General features: G+C 67.2%; 15 protein-coding genes. 8 read left to right on the forward strand and 7 right to left on the reverse strand.

The window, feature by feature from the left end; translation table 11 throughout:
• Window positions 1-217 precede the first annotated feature (217 nt).
• Window positions 218-1132, reverse strand: coding sequence for a LysR family transcriptional regulator (locus A8M77_RS29755; protein WP_086925077.1), 915 nt, complete (start codon window positions 1130-1132; stop codon window positions 218-220).
• A 121-nt stretch (window positions 1133-1253) separates the two neighbouring features.
• On the opposite strand from A8M77_RS29755, the gene A8M77_RS29760 reads away from it, so the two are divergent.
• The 8 genes from A8M77_RS29760 to A8M77_RS29795 are packed head-to-tail and all read left to right on the forward strand — an operon-like array spanning window position 1254 to window position 11797.
• On the forward strand, window positions 1254-2741 hold the full coding sequence (locus A8M77_RS29760; protein WP_086925078.1) for an ABC transporter substrate-binding protein: 1488 nt from the start codon (window positions 1254-1256) through the stop codon (window positions 2739-2741).
• Window positions 2742-2754: 13 nt separating this feature from the next.
• Window positions 2755-4092: an amidohydrolase family protein gene (locus A8M77_RS29765; RefSeq protein ID WP_086925079.1), complete on the forward strand. Its 1338-nt coding sequence runs from the start codon at window positions 2755-2757 to the stop codon at window positions 4090-4092.
• Complete coding sequence (locus tag A8M77_RS29770) at window positions 4089-5033, forward strand: ABC transporter permease (RefSeq protein WP_086925080.1); 945 nt, start codon at window positions 4089-4091, stop codon at window positions 5031-5033. Before A8M77_RS29765 ends, A8M77_RS29770 begins: the two co-directional genes overlap by 4 nt.
• Window positions 5030-6997, forward strand: a complete 1968-nt coding sequence (locus A8M77_RS37015) for a dipeptide/oligopeptide/nickel ABC transporter permease/ATP-binding protein (protein ID WP_143694800.1) — start codon at window positions 5030-5032, stop codon at window positions 6995-6997. The genes A8M77_RS29770 and A8M77_RS37015 overlap by 4 nt, the downstream gene beginning before the upstream one ends.
• Window positions 6994-8004 (forward strand): ABC transporter ATP-binding protein, encoded by a 1011-nt coding sequence (locus A8M77_RS29780; protein WP_086925082.1) that lies wholly within the window; start codon window positions 6994-6996, stop codon window positions 8002-8004. Before A8M77_RS37015 ends, A8M77_RS29780 begins: the two co-directional genes overlap by 4 nt.
• Window positions 8001-9347 (forward strand): amidohydrolase family protein, encoded by a 1347-nt coding sequence (locus A8M77_RS29785; protein WP_086925083.1) that lies wholly within the window; start codon window positions 8001-8003, stop codon window positions 9345-9347. The genes A8M77_RS29780 and A8M77_RS29785 overlap by 4 nt, the downstream gene beginning before the upstream one ends.
• A 30-nt stretch (window positions 9348-9377) precedes the next feature.
• Entirely contained in the window at window positions 9378-10799 is a 1422-nt protein-coding gene (locus tag A8M77_RS29790) for an amidohydrolase family protein (protein WP_086925084.1), read from the forward strand.
• Complete coding sequence (locus A8M77_RS29795; protein WP_086925085.1) at window positions 10796-11797, forward strand: tripartite tricarboxylate transporter substrate binding protein; 1002 nt, start codon at window positions 10796-10798, stop codon at window positions 11795-11797. Before A8M77_RS29790 ends, A8M77_RS29795 begins: the two co-directional genes overlap by 4 nt.
• Here the strand turns inward: A8M77_RS29795 and A8M77_RS29800 are convergent, their stop codons facing one another.
• From A8M77_RS29800 to A8M77_RS29815, 6 genes are all read right to left on the reverse strand, one after another.
• Entirely contained in the window at window positions 11798-12304 is a 507-nt protein-coding gene (locus tag A8M77_RS29800) for an AP2 domain-containing protein (RefSeq protein WP_086925086.1), read from the reverse strand. It abuts the gene before it with no gap.
• A gap of 76 nt (window positions 12305-12380) precedes the next feature.
• Window positions 12381-12674 (reverse strand): YrhB domain-containing protein, encoded by a 294-nt coding sequence (locus tag A8M77_RS29805; protein WP_086925087.1) that lies wholly within the window; start codon window positions 12672-12674, stop codon window positions 12381-12383.
• A gap of 1 nt (window position 12675) precedes the next feature.
• Window positions 12676-12918, reverse strand: coding sequence for a toxin glutamine deamidase domain-containing protein (locus tag A8M77_RS37515; protein WP_158101020.1), 243 nt, complete (start codon window positions 12916-12918; stop codon window positions 12676-12678).
• Window positions 12830-13249: a hypothetical protein gene (locus A8M77_RS36515; protein ID WP_192871702.1), complete on the reverse strand. Its 420-nt coding sequence runs from the start codon at window positions 13247-13249 to the stop codon at window positions 12830-12832. Before A8M77_RS36515 ends, A8M77_RS37515 begins: the two co-directional genes overlap by 89 nt.
• A 1396-nt stretch (window positions 13250-14645) precedes the next feature.
• Window positions 14646-14975 (reverse strand): hypothetical protein, encoded by a 330-nt coding sequence (locus tag A8M77_RS35635; RefSeq protein ID WP_143694801.1) that lies wholly within the window; start codon window positions 14973-14975, stop codon window positions 14646-14648.
• Between the two features lie 17 nt (window positions 14976-14992).
• Window positions 14993-18846, reverse strand: a 3854-nt coding sequence (locus A8M77_RS29815; RefSeq protein ID WP_192871700.1) for a DUF637 domain-containing protein, incomplete at its 5' end; no start/stop codon positions are given.

Genomic DNA, 18846 nt, shown 5'->3' on the forward strand with positions numbered 1-18846 from the left:
CTGTGACTTGCCCTCGTGGGCAGGGTGGCAAAGGTTGCGCGCTGCAAAGGCGCCTGCGGGTGTGCCGGCGGCGCTTCACTGTGGCGGTCGGCGCTGCGCGCCGACTCCCCTGCGGCACCGCCCTCAGGTGAGCACCGCAGCGGAGTCGGCGCGAAGCGACGACCGCCCCAGTATGAGACCGGGCCGCAGACCGCCTCCCGCGGCGCGCACACCAGCATCACTCGAACGCCAGCCTCCACTGACTGTCCACCGCAAAGCTGTGCGCGAGGAAGTCCACGAACTCCCGCACCTTCGCCGAAGGCTGCCGCGGCTGCGGAAACACCGCGTAGAGCGTGCGCGACTCGGGCGTCCATTCCGGCAGCACCGTGCGCAGGCTGCCAGCGGCGATGTCGTCGGCGACGAGGAAGGTCGGCAAGAGCCCGATGCCCGCGCCTTCCAGCAGCGATTCGCGCAGCACCAGGCTGTTGTTGCAGCGGCAGTTGCCCGTGACGCGCACCGTGCGGTCGCCGCCGGGCGCGATGACGTGCCACTCGTCGGGCAATTGCCCGCGGTTGTAGATCATGCAGTTGTGGCGCTTGAGTTCCTGTGGCGCCGCGGGCTCGCCGTGCCGCGCCAGGTAGGCCGGTGAGGCCACCATCGCTCGCGCCATGCGGCCGATGGGCCGCGCGCCGCGCATGGGCTCGCGGTCGTTGCCGGCGATCAGGATGGAGACGTCGAAGCCGGCTTCGGCCGGGTCGACGAAATAGTCGTTCAGGGTCAGCTCCAGCTTGACCTCGGGAAAGCGCGCGAGAAAGTCCGCGATGCTGCGGCCCAGGTGCGCCGAGCCGAGCGAGACCGGTGCGCGCACCTTCAGCAGTCCGCGCGGGGTCGGGTGCAGTTGGCCGGCGGTTTTCTCGGCCTCCTCGATGTCGTCGAGGATCCGGATGCAGCTCGCGTAATAGGTGCGCCCGGCCTCGGTGAGGCTGATGCGCCGCGTGGTGCGCGCCAGCAGGGGCGTGCCCACGTGCGTCTCCAGCGCCGCCACGTACTTGCTCACCGAGCCCGCGGACATCGCGAGCTCCTCCGCAGCATCGCTGAAGCTGTGGCGCTCCACCACCTTGCGGAACACGGCCATGCAGGTCAGTCGGTCCAAATTCTTTCCAATCTCGAAAGTGATTCTTCTCGATTGGAATGTTTATGCCCGATAGGGAAACTGTCAACATGCCGTCACAGAGCAACAACAGGCCCTCCCCACGGGGCCGCGAGGAGAAACGATGAGCCTGCGCACGCGCACCCTGCATCTCGCCATCGCGACCGGCCTGGCCTGCAGCCTCGGCCTGGCGGCCGCCGCACCCACCGGCACCCTGCGCTTCGGCACCAACCAGCAACTGGACGACTGGGAAACGCTCACCAAGGCCAACAGCACCTACACCTCGCTGGTCTACGAGGGCCTGGCCGAGATGGCGCCCGACGGCGTGACCATCGTGCCGCGCCTGGCCACCGGCTGGAAGGAGAGCCCGGCCAAGGTCGAGATCACCCTGCGCCAGGGCGTCACCTTCCACGACGGGACGCCCTTCGATGCCGCCGCGGTGGTGAAGAACCTCGAGCGCGTGCGCGACACGCCCGGCCAGTGGCGCGGCGTGATGGACGGCGTGGACAAGTTCGTCGCGGTCTCGCCCACGCAGGTGGACGTGCTGCTCAAGCGCCCATCGCCGAACCTGCTGCCCAACCTCGCGCGTCGCGGCGCCTACATGGTCTCGCCCAAGGCGCTGGACAGCGGCAGCTGGAAGACCGCGCCGGTGGGCACCGGCCCGTGGAAGCTGGAGGCCAAGGACGTGGTCAAGGGCCTGCGCCAGGTCGTCAGCTACTACGACGGCTACTACGCGCCGGACAAGGTCGGCGTGGGCCGCATCGAGGTGACCTACATCAACGACCCCGACAGCCTCTACAACGCGCTGCGCACCGGGCAGGTCGATATCGTCTGGACCAACGCCTCCATCGCCACCCGCGCCGAGCGCGAGGGCATGAAGGTGAGCTGGTTCCCCTCGGTGCTGTGGCACCTGCAGATGATGGACACGGTCAAGGTCTTCAACAGCACCAAGCTGCGCCAGGCCATCTGCCACGCGATGAACCCGCAGGACTACATCGACGCGCAACTGGGCGGCCGCGGCAAGATCCACACCCAGCGCGTGCGGGAGGGCGTGCCCGGCTACAACCCGGCGGTCAAGGGCTACCCCTACGACCTCGCGAAGGCCAGGCAGCTGATGGCCGAACTGGGCAACCCCAAGCCGCAGATCACGCTCGCGAGCTTCGACAACCAGCGCACCATCGCCGAGCTGTTCAAGAGCCAGATGGCGCAGATCGGCATCGAGGTCAAGCTGGACCTGATGACCTTCGGCCAGTTCTTCAGCACCTTCCGCAGCGGCAAGTACGCCGCCGCCATCCTGACCGACTCGCAGGACACCGGCACCTACGACTACTACCTCTACCACTTCGCCCCGACGGGCGCCGGCAATCCGCTGGGCACCACCTTCCCGGCCATCGACGCGGCGGTCAAGGAGGCGCTGGCAGCCGACGACGCGAAGGCCCAGAACGCGGGCTGGCAGAAGATGATCAAGGTGGTGAACGACGAGGCGCTGGACTGCGGCTTCTTTGACTACGCGGCCTACTGGGCCTACAACCCGAAGAAGGTCGCGAAGGTGGTGTCCACCATCGGCGACGTCGCGGTGTTCCGCTACGCCGACCTGCGTCTGGCGCGCTGAAGGGGAGGGCAGCGTGACCACCACCCCCCTCCTGATCCGCGGCGCCACCATCCTCAGCATGGACCCGCAGGTGGGCGACCTCGCCCGCGGCGACGTGCTGGTGCAGGACGGGCGCATTGCCGCCGTCGGCCCCGCGCTCGATGCACCCGCGGGCACCGAGCGCATCGATGCCGGAGGCATGATCCTCATCCCCGGCCTGATCGACTCGCACACCCACATGTGGCAGGCGCCGCTCAAGGGCCTGGGCGCGGGCCTGTGGGGCGCGGCCGACTACAGCCGCCACGTGTTCCCGCTGCGCGAGAAGTTCTCGGCCGAGGACATGCACGACGCCACCTTTGCCTGCGGCGTCGAGATGCTGGACCACGGCATCACCACCGTGCTGGACTTCTGCCACAACGTGATGACGCCGCAACATGCAGAGCAGGCGCTGGCGGCGCATCGCCGCACCGGGCAGCGCATCCTGTTCGCGTACGGCATGCTGGGCGCCTTCAAGACGCTGGCGGCCGAGCACGGCTGGCGCCTGGCGCAGATCCGCGAGCTGGCCGGCGCGATGCGCGGCGGCGATGGGCTGCTGCGGCTGGGCATCGCGCTGGGCTCGCTGGAGTACGCGGGCCTGGAGCTGGTCGCGACCGAGATCGCCCTCGGGCGCGAGCTCGGCCTCGTCATGAGCTTCCACCAGAACCCGCCAGGCCAGATCCTCGAACTGCACCAAGCCGGACTGCTCGGCGGCGACCTGCTGCCCGTGCATGCCAACGTCGCGACCGACCAAGAGTTGGGCCTGTTGGCGCAGCACGGCTGCGGCATCTCCTTCACCGTCGAGGGCGAGTTCGGCGGCGGCCGGCCGATGAGCATCATCGGCCGCGCGCACCGCGCCGGCGTGACGCCCAGCCTCGGCGTCGACATTCCCTCGCGCGTGGCGCTGGACCTGTTCGCGCAAATGCGCCTGACCTTCCAGGTGCTGCGCAACGAGGAGGCCACGGTCGAGCGCATCGCCGGCCGCTGGCCGCTGGCGCGCCACCCCGGCACGCCGCATGCGCAGCCGCGCCACATGCTCGAGTACACGACCGTCAACGCCGCCCGCGCGCTCGGCCTGGGCGATGAGATCGGCCGCATCGCGCCGGGCCTGCGCGCCGACCTGGTGCTGCTGCGCACCGGCCCGTACGGCATGTCGCTGGGCGATCCCGCGGCGCACGTCGCGCTGCAGAGCTGCGCCGCCGACGTCGACACGGTGCTGGTCGACGGCCGCGTGCGAAAGCGCGATGGCCGTCTGCTCGACCTCGATCCGGCCGAGGCCGCGGCGGCCAACCGGCGCGTGCGCGAACGCGTGCTCGGGTCGGCGGAGGCCGCGTGAAGCGTCTGGTACTCGCGCGGTTGGCTGCGGTGCTGCCGATCCTGTTCGCGGTCTCGCTCTTCACCTTCGTGCTGACGCGGCTGACCTCGACCGATCCGGTCAGCCAGATCCTCGGCCCCGGCGCCTCCGCGGCCGACCGCGCCGAGTACGCGCGCGGCCTGGGCCTGGACCGTCCCCTGCCCGAGCAGTTCCTGGGCTGGACCGGGGCCGCGCTGCGCGGCGACCTGGGCCAGTCGCTCTACACCAGCCTGCCGGTGACCGCCTCGATCGCCGACGCCGTGGGCGTGACCCTCTCGCTCGCGCTGGCCGGCATGCTGCTGGCGCTGCTGCTCGGCCTGCCGCTGGGCATCGCGGCCGCGGTGCGCCACGGGTCCTGGGCCGACCGCGCGCTGACCCTGGTCGTCTCGCTGGGCCTGGCCGTGCCCAGCATCTGGCTGGCGCTGCTGCTCTCGCTGGCCTTCGCGGTCGAGCTGCAGTGGTTCGACGTGGTGGGCTACACGCCGTTCTCCGACGATCCGCTGCAATGGGCGCGCGGCCTCGTGCTGCCCGCGGTGGCGCTGAGCGTGCACACCGCGGCGGTGATCGCGCGCCAGATGCGCAGCGCGATGATCGAGGTGCTGCAGTCGCCCTACGTGCATGCGCTGCGGGCGCGGGGCCTGGCGCAGCGCACCATCGTCTGGCTCTACGCCATCCGCAACGCGATGGTGCCGGTGCTCAGCGTCATCGCGATCCAGATGTCGGTGCTGGTCGGCGCCAGCATCGCGATCGAGCGCATCTTCGCGGTGCCGGCGCTGGGCACGCTGCTGATCGACAGCGTGGTGCGCGGAGATTTCCCCATGCTTCAGGGCGTGGTCGTCGTCGTCGCGCTCATCGTGCTGGCCGTCAACCTCGTGGCCGACGTGGGCTACGGGCTGATCAACCCGAAGGTGCGCATCCATTGAACACGACCACCACCGCCCCCGTGGAGACGCTGTCCGCCATGGCCACGCCCCCTGCCGCCGCCAATGACGAATCCGCGCGCCGCCTGGCGCCGCGCCTGAAGGCCCTGGCGCGTCCCTTCGTGCTGCTGCCCGCGGCCTGGCTGCTGTTGCTGCTGGTCTGCGCCGCCGCGGCGCCGCTGGTCGCGCCGCACGACCCCTTCCACCCGGACCTCAAGCACCGCCTGGAGGCGCCGAACGCGCTGTACTGGCTGGGCACCGACGACCTGGGCCGCGACACGCTCTCGCGCCTGGTCTTCGGCGCACGCACCGCCCTGCTGGCCTCCCTCGAGAGCGTGGCCATCGGCGCGGTGCTCGGCATCGGCATCGGCCTGGCAGCGGGCTACCTGGGCGGCTGGCTCGACCGCGTCGCGATGCGGCTGGCCGACGTGATGCAGTCCATCCCCGCCGTGCTGCTGGCGCTGGCGCTGATCGGCGTCTTCGGCAAGGGGCTGGCCAACGCGATGCTGGCGGTGGGGCTGATCTTCTCGGTGAGTTTCATGCGCATCACCCGCGCGGTGGTGCTGGCCGAGCGTGAGCGGCTGTACGTCGATGCGGCGCGCGTGCTCGGGCTCGGGCCCCTTGCGATCATGCTGCGGCAGATCCTGCCGAACGTGGCCGGGCCGCTGGTGGTGCAGGCCTCCATCTCGCTCGGCACGGCGCTGCTCATCGAGGCCATGTTGAGCTTCCTCGGCGTGGGCGCCGACAGCACCCAGGTGAGCTGGGGTGCGATGCTGGAGACGGCCCGCCAGTTCCAGAGCGAGCAACCCTTCCTGCCGGTGCTGCCGGGCATGGCCATCACGCTGACGGTGCTGGCCTTCAACCTGCTGGGCGATGCGTTGCGCGACAGCCTGCTGCCGGGCGGGCCGCGTGTTGCGCGGCGCGCGGCGGCCGCGCCCGTGGCGCGGCCTGTCGCCGACAGCCTGGACGCCGAGCCGCTGCCGCCCGACACGCTGCTGCGCCTGAACCATCTGACGGTGCGGCTGCAGGGGCCGCAGGGCGAGGCCGAATTGCTCAGCGACGTTTCGCTGCACCTGCGCCGCGGCGAGGTGCTGGGGCTGGTGGGCGAGTCGGGCTGCGGCAAGTCGATCACCGCGGCCGCCATCATCAACCTGCTGCCGCCCGCGGCGCGCGTGGCCGCGGGATCGGTGCGCCTCGGCGAGACCGAGCTGGTCGGGATGGACGAGACGCTGGCCCGCCAGATCCGCGGGCGCCGCATCGGCATGGTGTTCCAGGACGCCGTGGCGGCGCTGTCGCCGGTTCACACCATCGGCCGGCAATTGATCGACGCGGTGCGCGCGCACGGCGGGTTCGATGCCCGGCAGGCGCGCGCACGCGCCATCGAATTGCTGGAGCTGGTCGGCGTGCCGGACGCGGAGCGGCGGCTGGACGACTATCCACACCAATTCTCCGGCGGCATGGCGCAGCGCGTGGTGATCGCGGGCGCGCTGGCCTGCGACCCGGAGCTCCTGATCGCCGACGAGCCGACCACCGCGCTGGACGTGACCATCCAGGCCCAGGTGCTGGACCTGCTGATGGACCTGCGCCAGCGCCTGGGCATGTCGATCCTGCTGATCACGCACGACCTGGGCGTGGTGGCCGATGCCTGCGACCGCGTGGCCGTGATGTACGCGGGCCAGTTGGTGGAGACGGGGCCGGTGCGCGAGGTGCTTTCTCGGCCGCGCCATCCCTACACGGCGGCGTTGCTGGCGGCGATGCCGAAGGGTGGCGCAGGCGGCGCCGCCTTGGCCACCATTCCGGGGCGCGTGCCGCCGGCCTGGGCCTGGCCGGAAGGCTGCCGCTTCCATCCGCGCTGCCCGCATGCGATCGAGGCCTGCACCACCGCGCCGGTGGTCCTGGCGCAGGGCGTGCGCTGCCTGCGCGTCGAGACGCTCGCACCGCGGCGTGAGGAGAAGGTGTTGCCATGACCGCCGGACCACTGCTGAGCGTCGAGAACCTGTCGGTGGACTTCCACCGGCGCCACGGCATGTTCGGCCGCGCCCGCACGCTCTCGGCGGTGCGCGACGTGAGCTTCGCCATCGAGCCGGGCCAGACCTTCGGCCTGGTGGGCGAATCCGGCTCGGGCAAGAGCACCATCGGGCGCGCCATCCTGCGGCTCGCGCCGGCGACGGCCGGGCACGTGCGCTTCGACGGCGAGGACATCACCGCCTTCGGCCCGCGCACGCCGCTGCACTACCGGCGCGACGTGCAGGTGGTGTTCCAGGACCCGATGTCCTCGCTCAACCCGCGCCAGACGGTGGGCGAGACCATCGCGCAGGCGATCCGCCGGCACCGTCCGATGGACGCCGCGGCCTGCAGCCGCGAGGTGGCGCGCATCGTCGACAGCGTCGGCCTGGCCGCCTACCACGCCCAGCGCCGTCCGCACGAGCTCTCGGGCGGGCAGCGCCAGCGCGTGGCCATCGCGCGGGCGCTCGCGGTGCGGCCGCGGCTCATCATCTGCGACGAGCCGGTGAGCGCGCTGGACCTCAGCACGCAGGCGCAGGTGATCAACCTGCTGGTCGAGCTGCAGCGCGAGTTCGGGCTCAGCTACCTGTTCATCGCGCACAACCTGGACGTGGTGCGCCACGTGAGCCATCGCATCGGCGTGCTGTACCTGGGCCGGTTGGTGGAAACGGGGCCGGTGGCCGAAGTGCACGACGCGCCGCGCCATCCCTACACGCGCATGCTGGTGGCCTCCACGCTGGTGGCCGATCCTCAGTTGCAGGCCCAGCGCTCGCGTGCGCGCCGGCTGCAGCTGCGCGGCGAGCTGCCCAGTCCGCTGGCCCCGCCATCGGGCTGTGCCTTCCACACGCGTTGCCGCTGGGCGCAGGAGGGCTGCCGGCAGCGCATGCCCGAGCTGGAGGCCTGCGGTGGCGACAGCCGGGCCGCCTGCATCCGGCTCGCCGAGATCGACGAGGAGGAGGTCATCGCATGACGTCACCCCACGAGGCCCTGTTGATCCGCGGCGCCACGGTCCTCAGCATGGACCCTTCGCTCGGCAACCTGGAGGCGGCCGACGTGCGCATCGAAGGGCGCCGCATCGCCGCGGTCGGGCGCGATCTCGACAGCACCGGCGCCGGCAGCATCGACGCGCGCGGCATGATCCTGATCCCGGGCCTGATCGACTCCCACACCCACCTGTGGCAGGGCCCGCTGAAGGGACTGGGCGCGGGCATGTGGGGCATGGGCGACTACAACCGCCACATCTTCCCGCTGCGCGAGCGCTTCACCGCCGAGGACGTGGGCGATGCCACCTTCGCCACCGGCGTCGAGATGCTCGACAACGGCATCACCTCGGTGCTGGACTTCTGCCACAACGTGATGACGCCGGCGCATGCGGAAGCCGGGTTGCGTGCCAATGGGTGCACGGGCCAGCGGGTGCTGTTCGGCTACGGCATGCTGGGGCGCTTCGACACGCTCGCCGCCGACCATGCCTGGCGCCTGGCGCAGGTGCGCGCGCTGAGCCGGGAGTTCGCGGGTGGCGCCGAGGCGCTGGTGCGCCTGGGCGTGGCCCTGGCTTCAATGGAGTTTGCCGGACCGGAGATGGTCAAGGCCGAGATCCTTCTCGCGCGCGAACTGGGCCTCCCCATGACCTTCCACCAGAACGTCGCCGGGCAGATCCATCAATTGCAAGAAGCCGGACTGCTGGGTCCCGACATGCTGCCGGTGCACTGCAACCCGATCCTGGATGAAGAGCTGGCGCTGCTCGCGCAGAGCGGCTGCGGCATCTCCTTCACGCCGGAGAGCGAGGTGGGCGACGGCCGCTCCACCAGCGTGATCGCACGCGCCCACCGGGCCGGCGTGACGCCCAGCCTCGGCGTGGACGTGCCGTCGCGCGTCGCGCTCGACTTGTTCTCGCAGATGCGCCTGACCTTCCTGCTGATGCGCGCGGAGGAGGCGGAGCGCGAGCGCATGAGCGGTCGCTGGCCCCTGGCGCGCTACCCCGGCACGCCCTTCATCCAGCCCCACGACATGCTGGCCTACGCCACCGTGAATGCCGCGCGTGCCATTGGCCTGGGCGAGGAGCTCGGACGCATCGTACCGGGCTGCCTGGCCGATCTGGTGCTGCTGCGCACCGGCCGCTACAGCCCTTCGCTGGGCGATCCCGCCGCGCACGTGGTGCTGCAGGCCAACGTGGGCGACGTCGACACCGTGATCGTGGACGGCCGCGTGAGGAAGCGCGGCGGCGCGCTGGTGGGCGGCGCGCGCGAGGAAGCGGTCGCCGCCACCCGGCGCGTGCGCGAGCGCCTGTTCGGCGAAACCGCGTCCGCCGCCTGAACCTTTCATTCAACCAACCTGATCCGAGACATGACCCGAACCCTGATCCAGAACGCCTGCGTGCTCTCCATGGACCCCGCCGTGGGCGACTTCGACGAGGCCGACATCCTGATCGAGGGCGAGAAGATCCTCGCCGTCGGTCCCCGCCTCGGCGCCGAGGCGGCCGAGGTGATCGACGGCCGCGGCCGCATCGTCACGCCCGGCATGGTCAACGCCCACATCCACACCTGGGAGTACCAGCTGCGCGGCATCGGCAGCGACTGGGTGGGCAGCCGCGACTATCACAACAACATGCACAAGAACCTCGCCACCCGCTACGGCGTGCGAGACGTCTACCTGGGCAACCTGCTGGGTGCGATCAACCAGCTGCGCAACGGCACCACCACCATCGTCGACTGGTGCCACATCCTGCGCGACGCCGAGATGACCGATGCGGCCATCGATGCACTGGAGGAGTCCGGCATCCGCGCCGTGTTCGCGCGCGGGACCGTGAAGCCGCCGGAGCGCCCGGGCGAGATCCCGTATCACAAGAAGCCCTTCCCGCGCGAGGAGATCCACCGCCTGCGCACCGGGCGCCTGGCTTCCGACGACCGGCGCGTGACGCTGGCGATGGCCATCCTCGGGCCGGACTGGGGCGAGTACGACGTGGCCGCGCACGACATCCGGCTGGCGCGCGAGTACGGCCTGATCAATTCGGCCCACACCTACGGCCGCAAGGGCAAGCGGGTGGTGGAGGACGGCTATCCGCGCCTCGCCGCCGAAGGGCTGCTCGGGCCGGACCACAACATCGGGCACGGCAACTGCTTCGACGACGCCGAACTGAAGATCGTGCTCGATGCCGGCTGCACCATCACCGCCACCAACCTCACCGAGATGCTGAACTACGAGCAGCCGGCCATGCTGGGCCGCCTGGTGAAGCACGGCGCCACGCCTTCGATCGGCACCGACTGCGACCCCTACTTCAACAGCTCGATGCTGTGGGTGATGCGCCATGCCTTCCTGCACCAGCGCGAGCTGGACAATCGCAGCCTCTACGCCGAAGGCCAGTGGCCGGCGAAGACGCAGCATTCCACGCTCACGCGCGACGCGCTGTACTGGGCCACCATGGGCGGCGCCAAGGCCTTCGGGCTGGACGGGAAGACCGGCTCCATCACGCCGGGCAAGCAGGCCGACCTGGTGATGTTCGACACCCGCGGCCTGAACATCTTCCCCGCGATGCCCGGTGGAAACCCGGCCCACGTGGTCGTGATGTACGCCGAAACTTCGGACATCGAGAACGTCATGGTCGCGGGCCGCTTCGTCAAGCGCGACGGGCGCCTCAGCTTCGACGCGGACCGCCTGGCGCGCCTGAACGAGGAGCTGCTGGCTTCGCGGCTGCGGATGTTCGAGGAAGGCAACTATGTGTCCCGGCCCGTGGAACGCGGGCCCCAGCCGGAGCGCTTCGTCCTATGAACACATCCCTGCTGCATCGTCTCGCCGGCGTCGTGCTGGCGTCGGCTTCGCTGTTGCTCGCGCCCATGCCCGCGGGCGCCCAGGGCAGCGCGGCCTCGGCTTGGCCGAACAAGCCGGTGCGCATCATCCATGGCTTCACCTCGGGCGGGCCGGTGGATGCGCTGGCGCGCCTGCTGGCGGCGCAGTTCCCGGAGCAGTTCGGGCAGCAGGCGGTGGTGGAGGGCAAGCCCGGTGCCGGCGGCACCATCGGCGCCAACTATGTGGCCAAGGCCGAGCCGGACGGCTACACGCTGTTCCTGATGGCCTCGGGCCACTCGGCCGCGCCGGGGCTGTACAAGACGCTGCCCTTCGATGCGGTCAACGACTTCACCATGGTCTCGATGGTGGCGCGCAGCCCCTTCGCCATCATCGCCGGGCCGGCCGCGAAGGCGGGCAGCATCCAGGAACTGGTCGCGCAGGCCAAGGCCCAGCCCGGCGGCATCGACTACGGCTCCGGCGGCACCGGCAGCGGCATGCATCTGGCGGCGGTGCTGTTCCAGGCGCGCACCGGCGTGCAGTTCACCCACGTGCCGTACAAGGGCGGCAGCGCGCCGGCGCTGGCGGTGATCGGCGGCGAGGTGCCGATCATCTTCACCTCGCTGGCCGGCATGTCCGCCCACATCGAGAGCGGCAAGGTCAAGCCGCTGGCCGTCACCTCGCGCACGCGCTTCGCGGCCTTTCCCGAGGTGCCGACGGTGGCCGAGACCGTGCTGCCGGACTTCGACGTCAGCGCTTGGTACGCGCTGGCCGGGCCGAAGAACCTGCCGCCGGCCATCGTGGCGAAGCTCAACGAAATGGTGCAGGCCACGCTGCGCCGGCCCGAGATCGTGCAGACCCTCAAGCTGCAGGCTGCCGAGCCCTGGCCCACGAGCGCGCGGGAGGCGCAGGCCTTCCTGGCGACCGACGTGGCGCGCTGGACGAAGGTGGTGCGGGACGAGAACATCGCGCCGCCGAACTGATCAATCAGGTGCCGAAGAATCAGCTGCCTCGAGGTCGGCCTTCGATTGATCGGCCGGGTGGTAAGAGCGCCGTCCTCGCAATTGCTCCAACTGCTTTTGCCGCTCGGCGATGGCCAGACGCTTGGCTTCGGCCTCGCCATAGCGGGTCACGCCGAAAGATTTCTGGATGTTTTGTCTGGCACCCCCGCCGCCCATGTACGTTTGAGCCTTCCATTTGCGTATCTCGCCGTCCGGGCCGTAGATCGGGATCACGCCGGGAATACCGCTTTTATTGTTCGACCGAAGTCTGGTGGCGAGCTCCTGGCGTGTGAGCTGTGGGTTGTTGCGAACGAACGCGTCGCGCCAGGCCTGGGCCGAGGCCAAAGCGGCGTCGTGCCCGCCCCATTTGCTGAATGAGAATATCTGGTTCGCGTGGATGCCGTTGCGCGTGAGCGAAACGATCCAATGCCTTCCCGGGCCACGAACAATGCCGTACATCTCGGCGAGGTTAAAGGTGCCACTTGGCATGTTTAGAAACTCATTTTTGTATCTCAATAAATTAAAATCATCATAAGCCCTCGCTGGGTATTTTGTTTAATTAAATCTATTGCTCGGGTTTATTGCGAGTTTGCTCATATTCTTTTATATAAATCTCCACTGGACAAGCGGTGCCCAGAATGTGAACGGCACCGTCTGCGGCGTCAACTATAAAAGGAGCATTGCCTGCTAAAATTGAACTAAAATCCCCGGTTTCTAGATATATTTGCGATTCATAAAAAAATACCCACCCGAAGCTTTCATCGAGCCTATCTACTATCTTAAGAGGAATTCCGATTCTGCTTTGCATTTTTTGCAGATGATCGGTTGCTATTTTTTCTGCGCGATTGAGATCAATCATCTTAGTTGGTCCTCAATAGACGAAATGCGGCGTACCCGTTGAATGTGGCCTCTCGGCCTGTTTGTCCGTCAAGAAATCGAATCACCCCATTTTGATTTACAACATTAAACACATGCCCTGGTCTCCCTGGGTCGCGTGAACCAAATACGATACCTCTAGTTCCGTTGCCGGCTGAAATTAGCTGTTGCTCGATGCTGTCGACAGTTATCGATGGTCCAAAGCGGGTGCCAAATTGCCTTTCCAATATCGTTATTGGCAGAGGAGTACGTTTGAGCCTTCCATTTGCGTATCTCGCCATCCGGGCCGTAGACCGGGATCACGCCCGGAATGCCGCTTTTATTGTTCGACCGAAGTCTGGTGGCAAGCTCCTGGCGTGTGGGCTGTGGGTGGTTTCGAACGAACGCGTCGCGCCAGGCCTGCGCCGAGGCCAATGCGGCGTCGTGGCCACCCCATTTGCTGAATGAGAATGTCCGGTTCGCGTGGATGCCGTTGCGCGTGAGCGCAACAATCCAATGGCTTCCCGGACCTCGAACAATGCCGTACATCTCGGCGGGGTTGCTGGTGCCACTTGGCATGCTTAGAAACTCACTTTCATATCTCGTCCGCGCAGCCGCTGCCCCCAAAGACGATGAAATGGTTGCCCACCACCTTTCAACGCGCGTCACATCATTCGAATTGGCAATACGTCATCGGTCCCAGCCATGACAATCAACGTTACCTCGACTAGCGTCTTCGCGATCTGAGGAGCAACGGGTAGCAGCTGCTGCAGCAGCCGCTCAAGCGGCTCACTCATCTCGACCCCTTGAATTCCACTCGATCGATCGTGCATGCATCGAAAGAGTGGATGGTCCCATTGACGTCAAAGTGATAGACGATTGCACCTTCGCTGTTCGTCTTGGTTATCGCGACCAATGTGACCTTATGCGCCCGCTGCCCGAGGCCGTCCCGCTCCCGCCCGCTGGCGGTGGATTGGGTCAGCAGGTTGAGCTTGCCGGTCCAGGCTCTCGCGTGCCGAATTCCTTCTATAGCAATGCCCCCAGATCCCATACCTTGACCACCAAGGCATCTCTGCCATCCAGCGGCTCAATATGGTAAGCGCCAGCAGGGAACTCCACGTACTGCCCCTGAGCCAGTACGATCGGTTCCGCTTGCCGACCTCCAAAATGGCACCGGCACCTCCCTTGAACGACATAGCACAGACCCTTTCGTGCTGACCCTCGTGGCCTAGTTTCGTCGTGTCGATGGACGCTCCGACTGACGCGAAAATCGGGCGCGGGGAACCTTCTCTGGATCTCCTCTTCGGAGATCGGCATTTCGGAGATGTCGCTCCAGTTGAACACTTCCAATTTAGTCACCGCCCCTCTCTGGAAAGTTGATGCCGACACTCCTGAATGCAGTGCGCACAGCTTGGTCAGCGGCAGCAGATTGGGCCGGTGTCGCACCATTCAGAAAATGCCCTGAATAAGGCTCGATGTCCAGCCCAAAAAACGCCCCAGACAGACCAGCAATCGCCTGTCCAGCGGCAATAACAGGCTGCCCATTAGAAAGAGCTGCATGGGATATTTCGATGCCATTCACAGTATGTGGAGCAATCAAGAGCTGTCCCTCAGCAGTGACTACGAACTTTATTTCCCCCTGATTGACGATCGAGGGGAATGAAGGATCGCTTGCAGTGATGGGACGCGCACCGACCGCGTTTGTCGCCGCAGTTTCAGCGGCGAGGTTACTTGGAAGCTGGTTTCCAAATAGCTGCTAATTCTTGGTCAAGCCCCATTCCGGTAAATCTGGCAAGCAGGTGTGCTAGAGCGGGAGCTTTTTTCTGTTGGTCATGCTTCTCGTTTGCCTGAATTGTGGGCGCATCGGTCTTGTCCATCAAGACGCCCCCGATGTAGTAATGCTCGTCTGATTCATCCAATTGAAAGTGCCATAGTCAGTGATCCCCCCCCCCCGACGATCTGTGTCGCCTCGATGTCAATGCTGATGGGAATCCCTGGAGGGCTGTTCTATCGCACGACGTCTGCGGCAAAAATCCCACCAAGCACAAAAACCTGCAATCATGCCAAAAAGCGCTCCAGCGACACCAACAATTAGAAAAGCGACCGGTAGTGTGATAGAAAAAATGAGCGCCCCGGGAATAATGACTATGGCAAAGAAAATTAGCATTGACAGTGTATAGCACATAACAAACCATAAACCGCGATAGCGGATTTCCTTTTTTTCATTCCAGAGATCTGGAAATAACCAGATAGCAACGCGATCAAAACTGAAAGGTGTTCCCGGGGGATTTGCATTTGGCTTCATATGCGTTCTTGTCTACGTCAGCATTCATTCGTCGATCTGCACATTCGCACTCTCGCGGGTGTCTTCCAGAAGCTATTGCCGCGCTGATCAGTGCTTCCGCCACTATCACCCCCTGCCATGACGCCTTCGGCTCCAAAGGTGAATAGTCTGCTGGCAGAGGTCCCGAGGAGCTGGGTATTGACGTTCCCTGCTGTCGTTGGGATCCATTGATTTGCGAGACCAGCGCTGACGTTCGCTCCTGTCTTAATGATGCCTCCAATAGCGCCAGACAGTCCGCTAATTGTCAGTTGCAGTGGCGTTGCGTCTGGGTTGAAGAACAGAGTGGTGCCTATCGAAAACGCACCACCGACTCCTGCTGTTGTCGCCCATTGCCCAGCGGATAGACCGGCCAGTCCGCCAGAAACAATGGTGGTTTGTGCAGCGACGCCCATTCCATACAACGTCACGCCACCGAGTACAAGCGGGCTAAGAATTGCACCCTGGGTAGCACTCTGCGTCATCTGTCCCGCAGTCGAGGTCGTGAACGGCGACGTGATCGGCCCCGCCGTAGCGAAGGCAACCCCATTGACGATGATGTTCCCGCGCCCATCGACAAAGACTGTGTTGCCCGCTGCCTGGGCACGCTGCACTTCCGTGACGCAGCCCGTCGACGCGCCTCCAGCCGCACATGCATCGCGCAGCGCCGAGTCGCGCCCCGAAGACGTCTGCGCCAGTTGGTTCCGCGTGTCACACGCCGTTTTATCGCCGGCGTTGCACTCCTTCACAGCAGCGTCGTACTGCTCCTGCTCCGACAGTCCAAGAAGGCTGGGCCGCTTCCGGCTCAGCCAGTTGTTCTCTACTGCATTGCCTGCTGCATTGGCCGCCACGTAGATGGCCGTCTCGTCGCCGCCCGCGATCGCCGCGGCGATGGCACCGACGAGCCGCGACACCTCCGTGGTCGCCAATGCCTGACTTTTGTCACCCGTCGGGTTGATGAACTGTGCTGTCAGGTGACCGGCCACCGCACCCAAGGCACCTGCCGCGCAGCCGTCGCCGGCCGTCCCTCCGGCCACGTTCGCGCGACCGGCACCCACCGCGCATCCCGCGATGGCATGCGCCACCTCGCCTGCAAGCCGGTTCAGCGCTGGCGGCGTGACGGCCCCCGTCACGGGATCGATCCCCGGACTGGTCAACTCCCCGATCTGGAAGGCTCCCTGCGCTGCCGCCGTGTTCAGCAGCGCGTTGACCAGTCCGTGGCGCAACTCGTCCTCCAGGCTCGTGCCGTTGACCGCACTGCGCACCACTGAGCCCGCGACGTTGTTGACCAACTGCCGCTGCAACTGGTCCGTGAGGCGTGCCGAGCCATTGGTCGCGTTGGCAGCGTTCTGCGGCAGTAGCCCGGAGGCGCCCAGCCCCTCGATGACACCCGCCGTCAGCATCGACGTGGCGATGGCCTTGATGCTCTCGCTGCTGGCCATCTCCTTGAGCACCTTGCCCAGGTCCCCGTCGTTGTTGGCCAGGCTCACCGCGGCCCGGCTGGCAATGGCGCTGACGCCCATCTGGACCGCACCGCTGGCGCCCGCGGAGACGGTGGCGCCCATGCCGGCCGATGTCGCCGCACCGCCGGCAGCCGCTCCGGCCTGCGCGGCCATGGGAGCGGCCACTGCGGCCGCCACCACGCTCACCACCAGCGCCGTCACCGGCCCCATGCCGCTCTGGTGATAGGACCAGCGGTCGTGCTCCTCCTTCACCCGCTGCCACTGGACGCTGTTGACGAAGGCCGGGTCGTTGACCAGTTGATTCACCCAGGCCATGCCGGGCTGCTGCGCGAGGGTGGTCAGGCTGTCGTTCTGGCCGAGCTGCGCCTTCACGCCGCCGCCGGCCTGGAGGCTCAGGTCCTTGACGTCGAAGCGGTTGTACTGGCTGGTCTCGTCCTTCCTGCCACTGCCCGAGGACGAGGAGAAGGCGGCGTCGTTGTCGACCTCCCTGGCGCTCGTGGCGCGGGTGGTGGACTGGGTGAGCAGGTCGAGCTGGCCGCCGGCGTCGATGCTCATGCTCTGCGCGTTCGCTTCGATGGCCGACAGCGTCATGTTGCCGCCGCTTCGCAGCTGGATGGCCTTGGCGTCCAGGCTCGTGCGCGCCAGGCTCGTGTCCTGGCTGTCGGCATCCAGGCTGTACTTGGTCATGCCCCGCTTGGTGGCGTGGTGGGTCTCGGCCGAGGTGCTGTTCTCGCCGGCCAGCAGGCTCAGCCGGTTGGTTGCTTCCAGGCTCAGGGTCTCCTGGGCGCTCAAAGTGGCCGCCCGGGCCGTGAGGTCGCGCCCGGCTTCCAGGCGCACGCTGCCGGCGCCGCTGACGGTGGTGCCGCTCTCCTGGCTTTGCTGGCCCTCGCGCGAGTTCCTGCCGCTCCAGCGGATGTCTTCCGCGCGGCCCGTGGTGACGCTCCCGAGGTTCAGGTCGCGCACGGCCGAGAGGCTCGCATCGCCTGCGCTCTTGACCTCGGCGCCCACCAGGTTCATGTCGCGCCCTGCCGTTGCCAGCAGGCTGCCACCGGGGTTGGTCACATACAGGCCCGCCACCCGGTCGAGCGTGACGGCCGCGAGCTTCACGCCGCTGGCCGCGTCCAGGCCCGGCAGCATGTTCGCGTTGCTGGTCGAAGCGCGCGTGGTCGTCACGACGTTGATGTCGCGCCCGGCGATGGCCGCCAGGCTGTTGCCGGCATCGATGCTGCCGCCGATGACGTTGAGGTCCTGGCGCGCGGTCAGGGCCACATCCTGCGCCGTGATGCGGCCGGCGAGGTTGTGCACGTTCTGGGCGTTGATCTTGACCGCCTGGCGCCCGGCGATGGTGCCGCTGTTGGCGAGATCGCCCGCGAGCTGGAGGTCGACTTGCCGGCCCGCCAGCAGCGCCCCCGAGCCGTCGATGTCGCCTTCCTTCACCCGCACGTAGACCTGGGGCGCCAGCACCTTCTGGGTGCTGCCGTCCGGAAGCGTCACCTCCTGCTCGACCAGCCAGACGATGTCGCTGGTGAGCTGCGCCATCTGCGCGGCCGTGAGAGCGATGCCCGGCCTCAAGCCGTACGCCCTGGCGAAGGTCACCCCGGCGTTCATCAGTGCCGCGTACTGGGCGTCGTCGCTGTCGAAGCCACCCAGGTCGCGGTGGCCGGTGAGCTGCGCCAGTTGCTCGCGGATCAGGCGCTGCTCGTAGTAGCCGTCGCCCAGGCGCTTCTGGATCAGATGGGGATCACTGCCCAGGGCGTCGAGCAGATAGTCGCTGGACAGCCAGTTGCGGTAGTTGGCGAAGCGCGGATCGGTCTCGACCAGGTAGCGGCTGCCCGGCCCGGGGTGCGTGCGGAACAGGCTGGCGGCGGGGATACCGGCATTCGGCGTGCTGGTGCGAACGACCACGGGAAGGGGGCCGCTGCCAGCCGCGGGCACCTGCACGATCGGGTTCACGCCCGTGCTTTGCGGGGTGGCGCCGGTCTGGCCCGGGCTCAGGTTTCCGGTTCCGGCATCGCTGCCCGCGAAGGGCACATTGCCTTCCCGGCGTGCCGCAGCCAGCGTGACGGTGGCGTTGGTCGTCAGGTCGTAGGGCGCGACCTGGTACCTGCGCCGGTCGTCCTGGACGTAGCTGTGGATCGCGGCGCCGCTCTGCACGGTCGGTGCATCGACCGTCAGGGCGCGGTTGTCGATCTGCCCGCCCGTGACCGTCAGCGCCCCGCCCGCAAGGATCTGGCTCATGTCGTTGGTGCCAGTGCCCACCTGCAGGTTCATCGCCCTGCCCGCGAGGATCCTGGCGGGGGCAGAGCTTTGCAGCACCGGCTTCGATCCGGTGACGGTGTAGTCGAAGGCGTCGTAGATCGAGGCGAAGCGTGGTGGCTTCGATTCGTTGGCTT

It is taken from the genome of Variovorax sp. JS1663, assembly GCF_002157355.1.
In the GTDB taxonomy this organism is placed as follows: Bacteria; Pseudomonadota; Gammaproteobacteria; order Burkholderiales; family Burkholderiaceae_C; genus Variovorax.

Bases quoted from the DNA above. Each gene is read 5' to 3' on its own strand.
- A8M77_RS29760 (WP_086925078.1), top strand. From the start codon at position 1,254: ATGAGCCTGCGCACGCGCACCCTGCATCTCGCCATCGCGACCGGCCTG.
- A8M77_RS29780 (WP_086925082.1), top strand. From the start codon at position 6,994: ATGACCGCCGGACCACTGCTGAGCGTCGAGAACCTGTCGGTGGACTTC.
- A8M77_RS29785 (WP_086925083.1), top strand. From the start codon at position 8,001: ATGACGTCACCCCACGAGGCCCTGTTGATCCGCGGCGCCACGGTCCTC.
- A8M77_RS29790 (WP_086925084.1), top strand. From the start codon at position 9,378: ATGACCCGAACCCTGATCCAGAACGCCTGCGTGCTCTCCATGGACCCC.
- A8M77_RS29795 (WP_086925085.1), top strand. From the start codon at position 10,796: ATGAACACATCCCTGCTGCATCGTCTCGCCGGCGTCGTGCTGGCGTCG.
- A8M77_RS29800 (WP_086925086.1), bottom strand. From the start codon at position 12,304: ATGCCAAGTGGCACCTTTAACCTCGCCGAGATGTACGGCATTGTTCGT.
- A8M77_RS29805 (WP_086925087.1), bottom strand. From the start codon at position 12,674: ATGATTGATCTCAATCGCGCAGAAAAAATAGCAACCGATCATCTGCAA.
- A8M77_RS36515 (WP_192871702.1), bottom strand. From the start codon at position 13,249: ATGCCAAGTGGCACCAGCAACCCCGCCGAGATGTACGGCATTGTTCGA.
- A8M77_RS35635 (WP_143694801.1), bottom strand. From the start codon at position 14,975: ATGAAGCCAAATGCAAATCCCCCGGGAACACCTTTCAGTTTTGATCGC.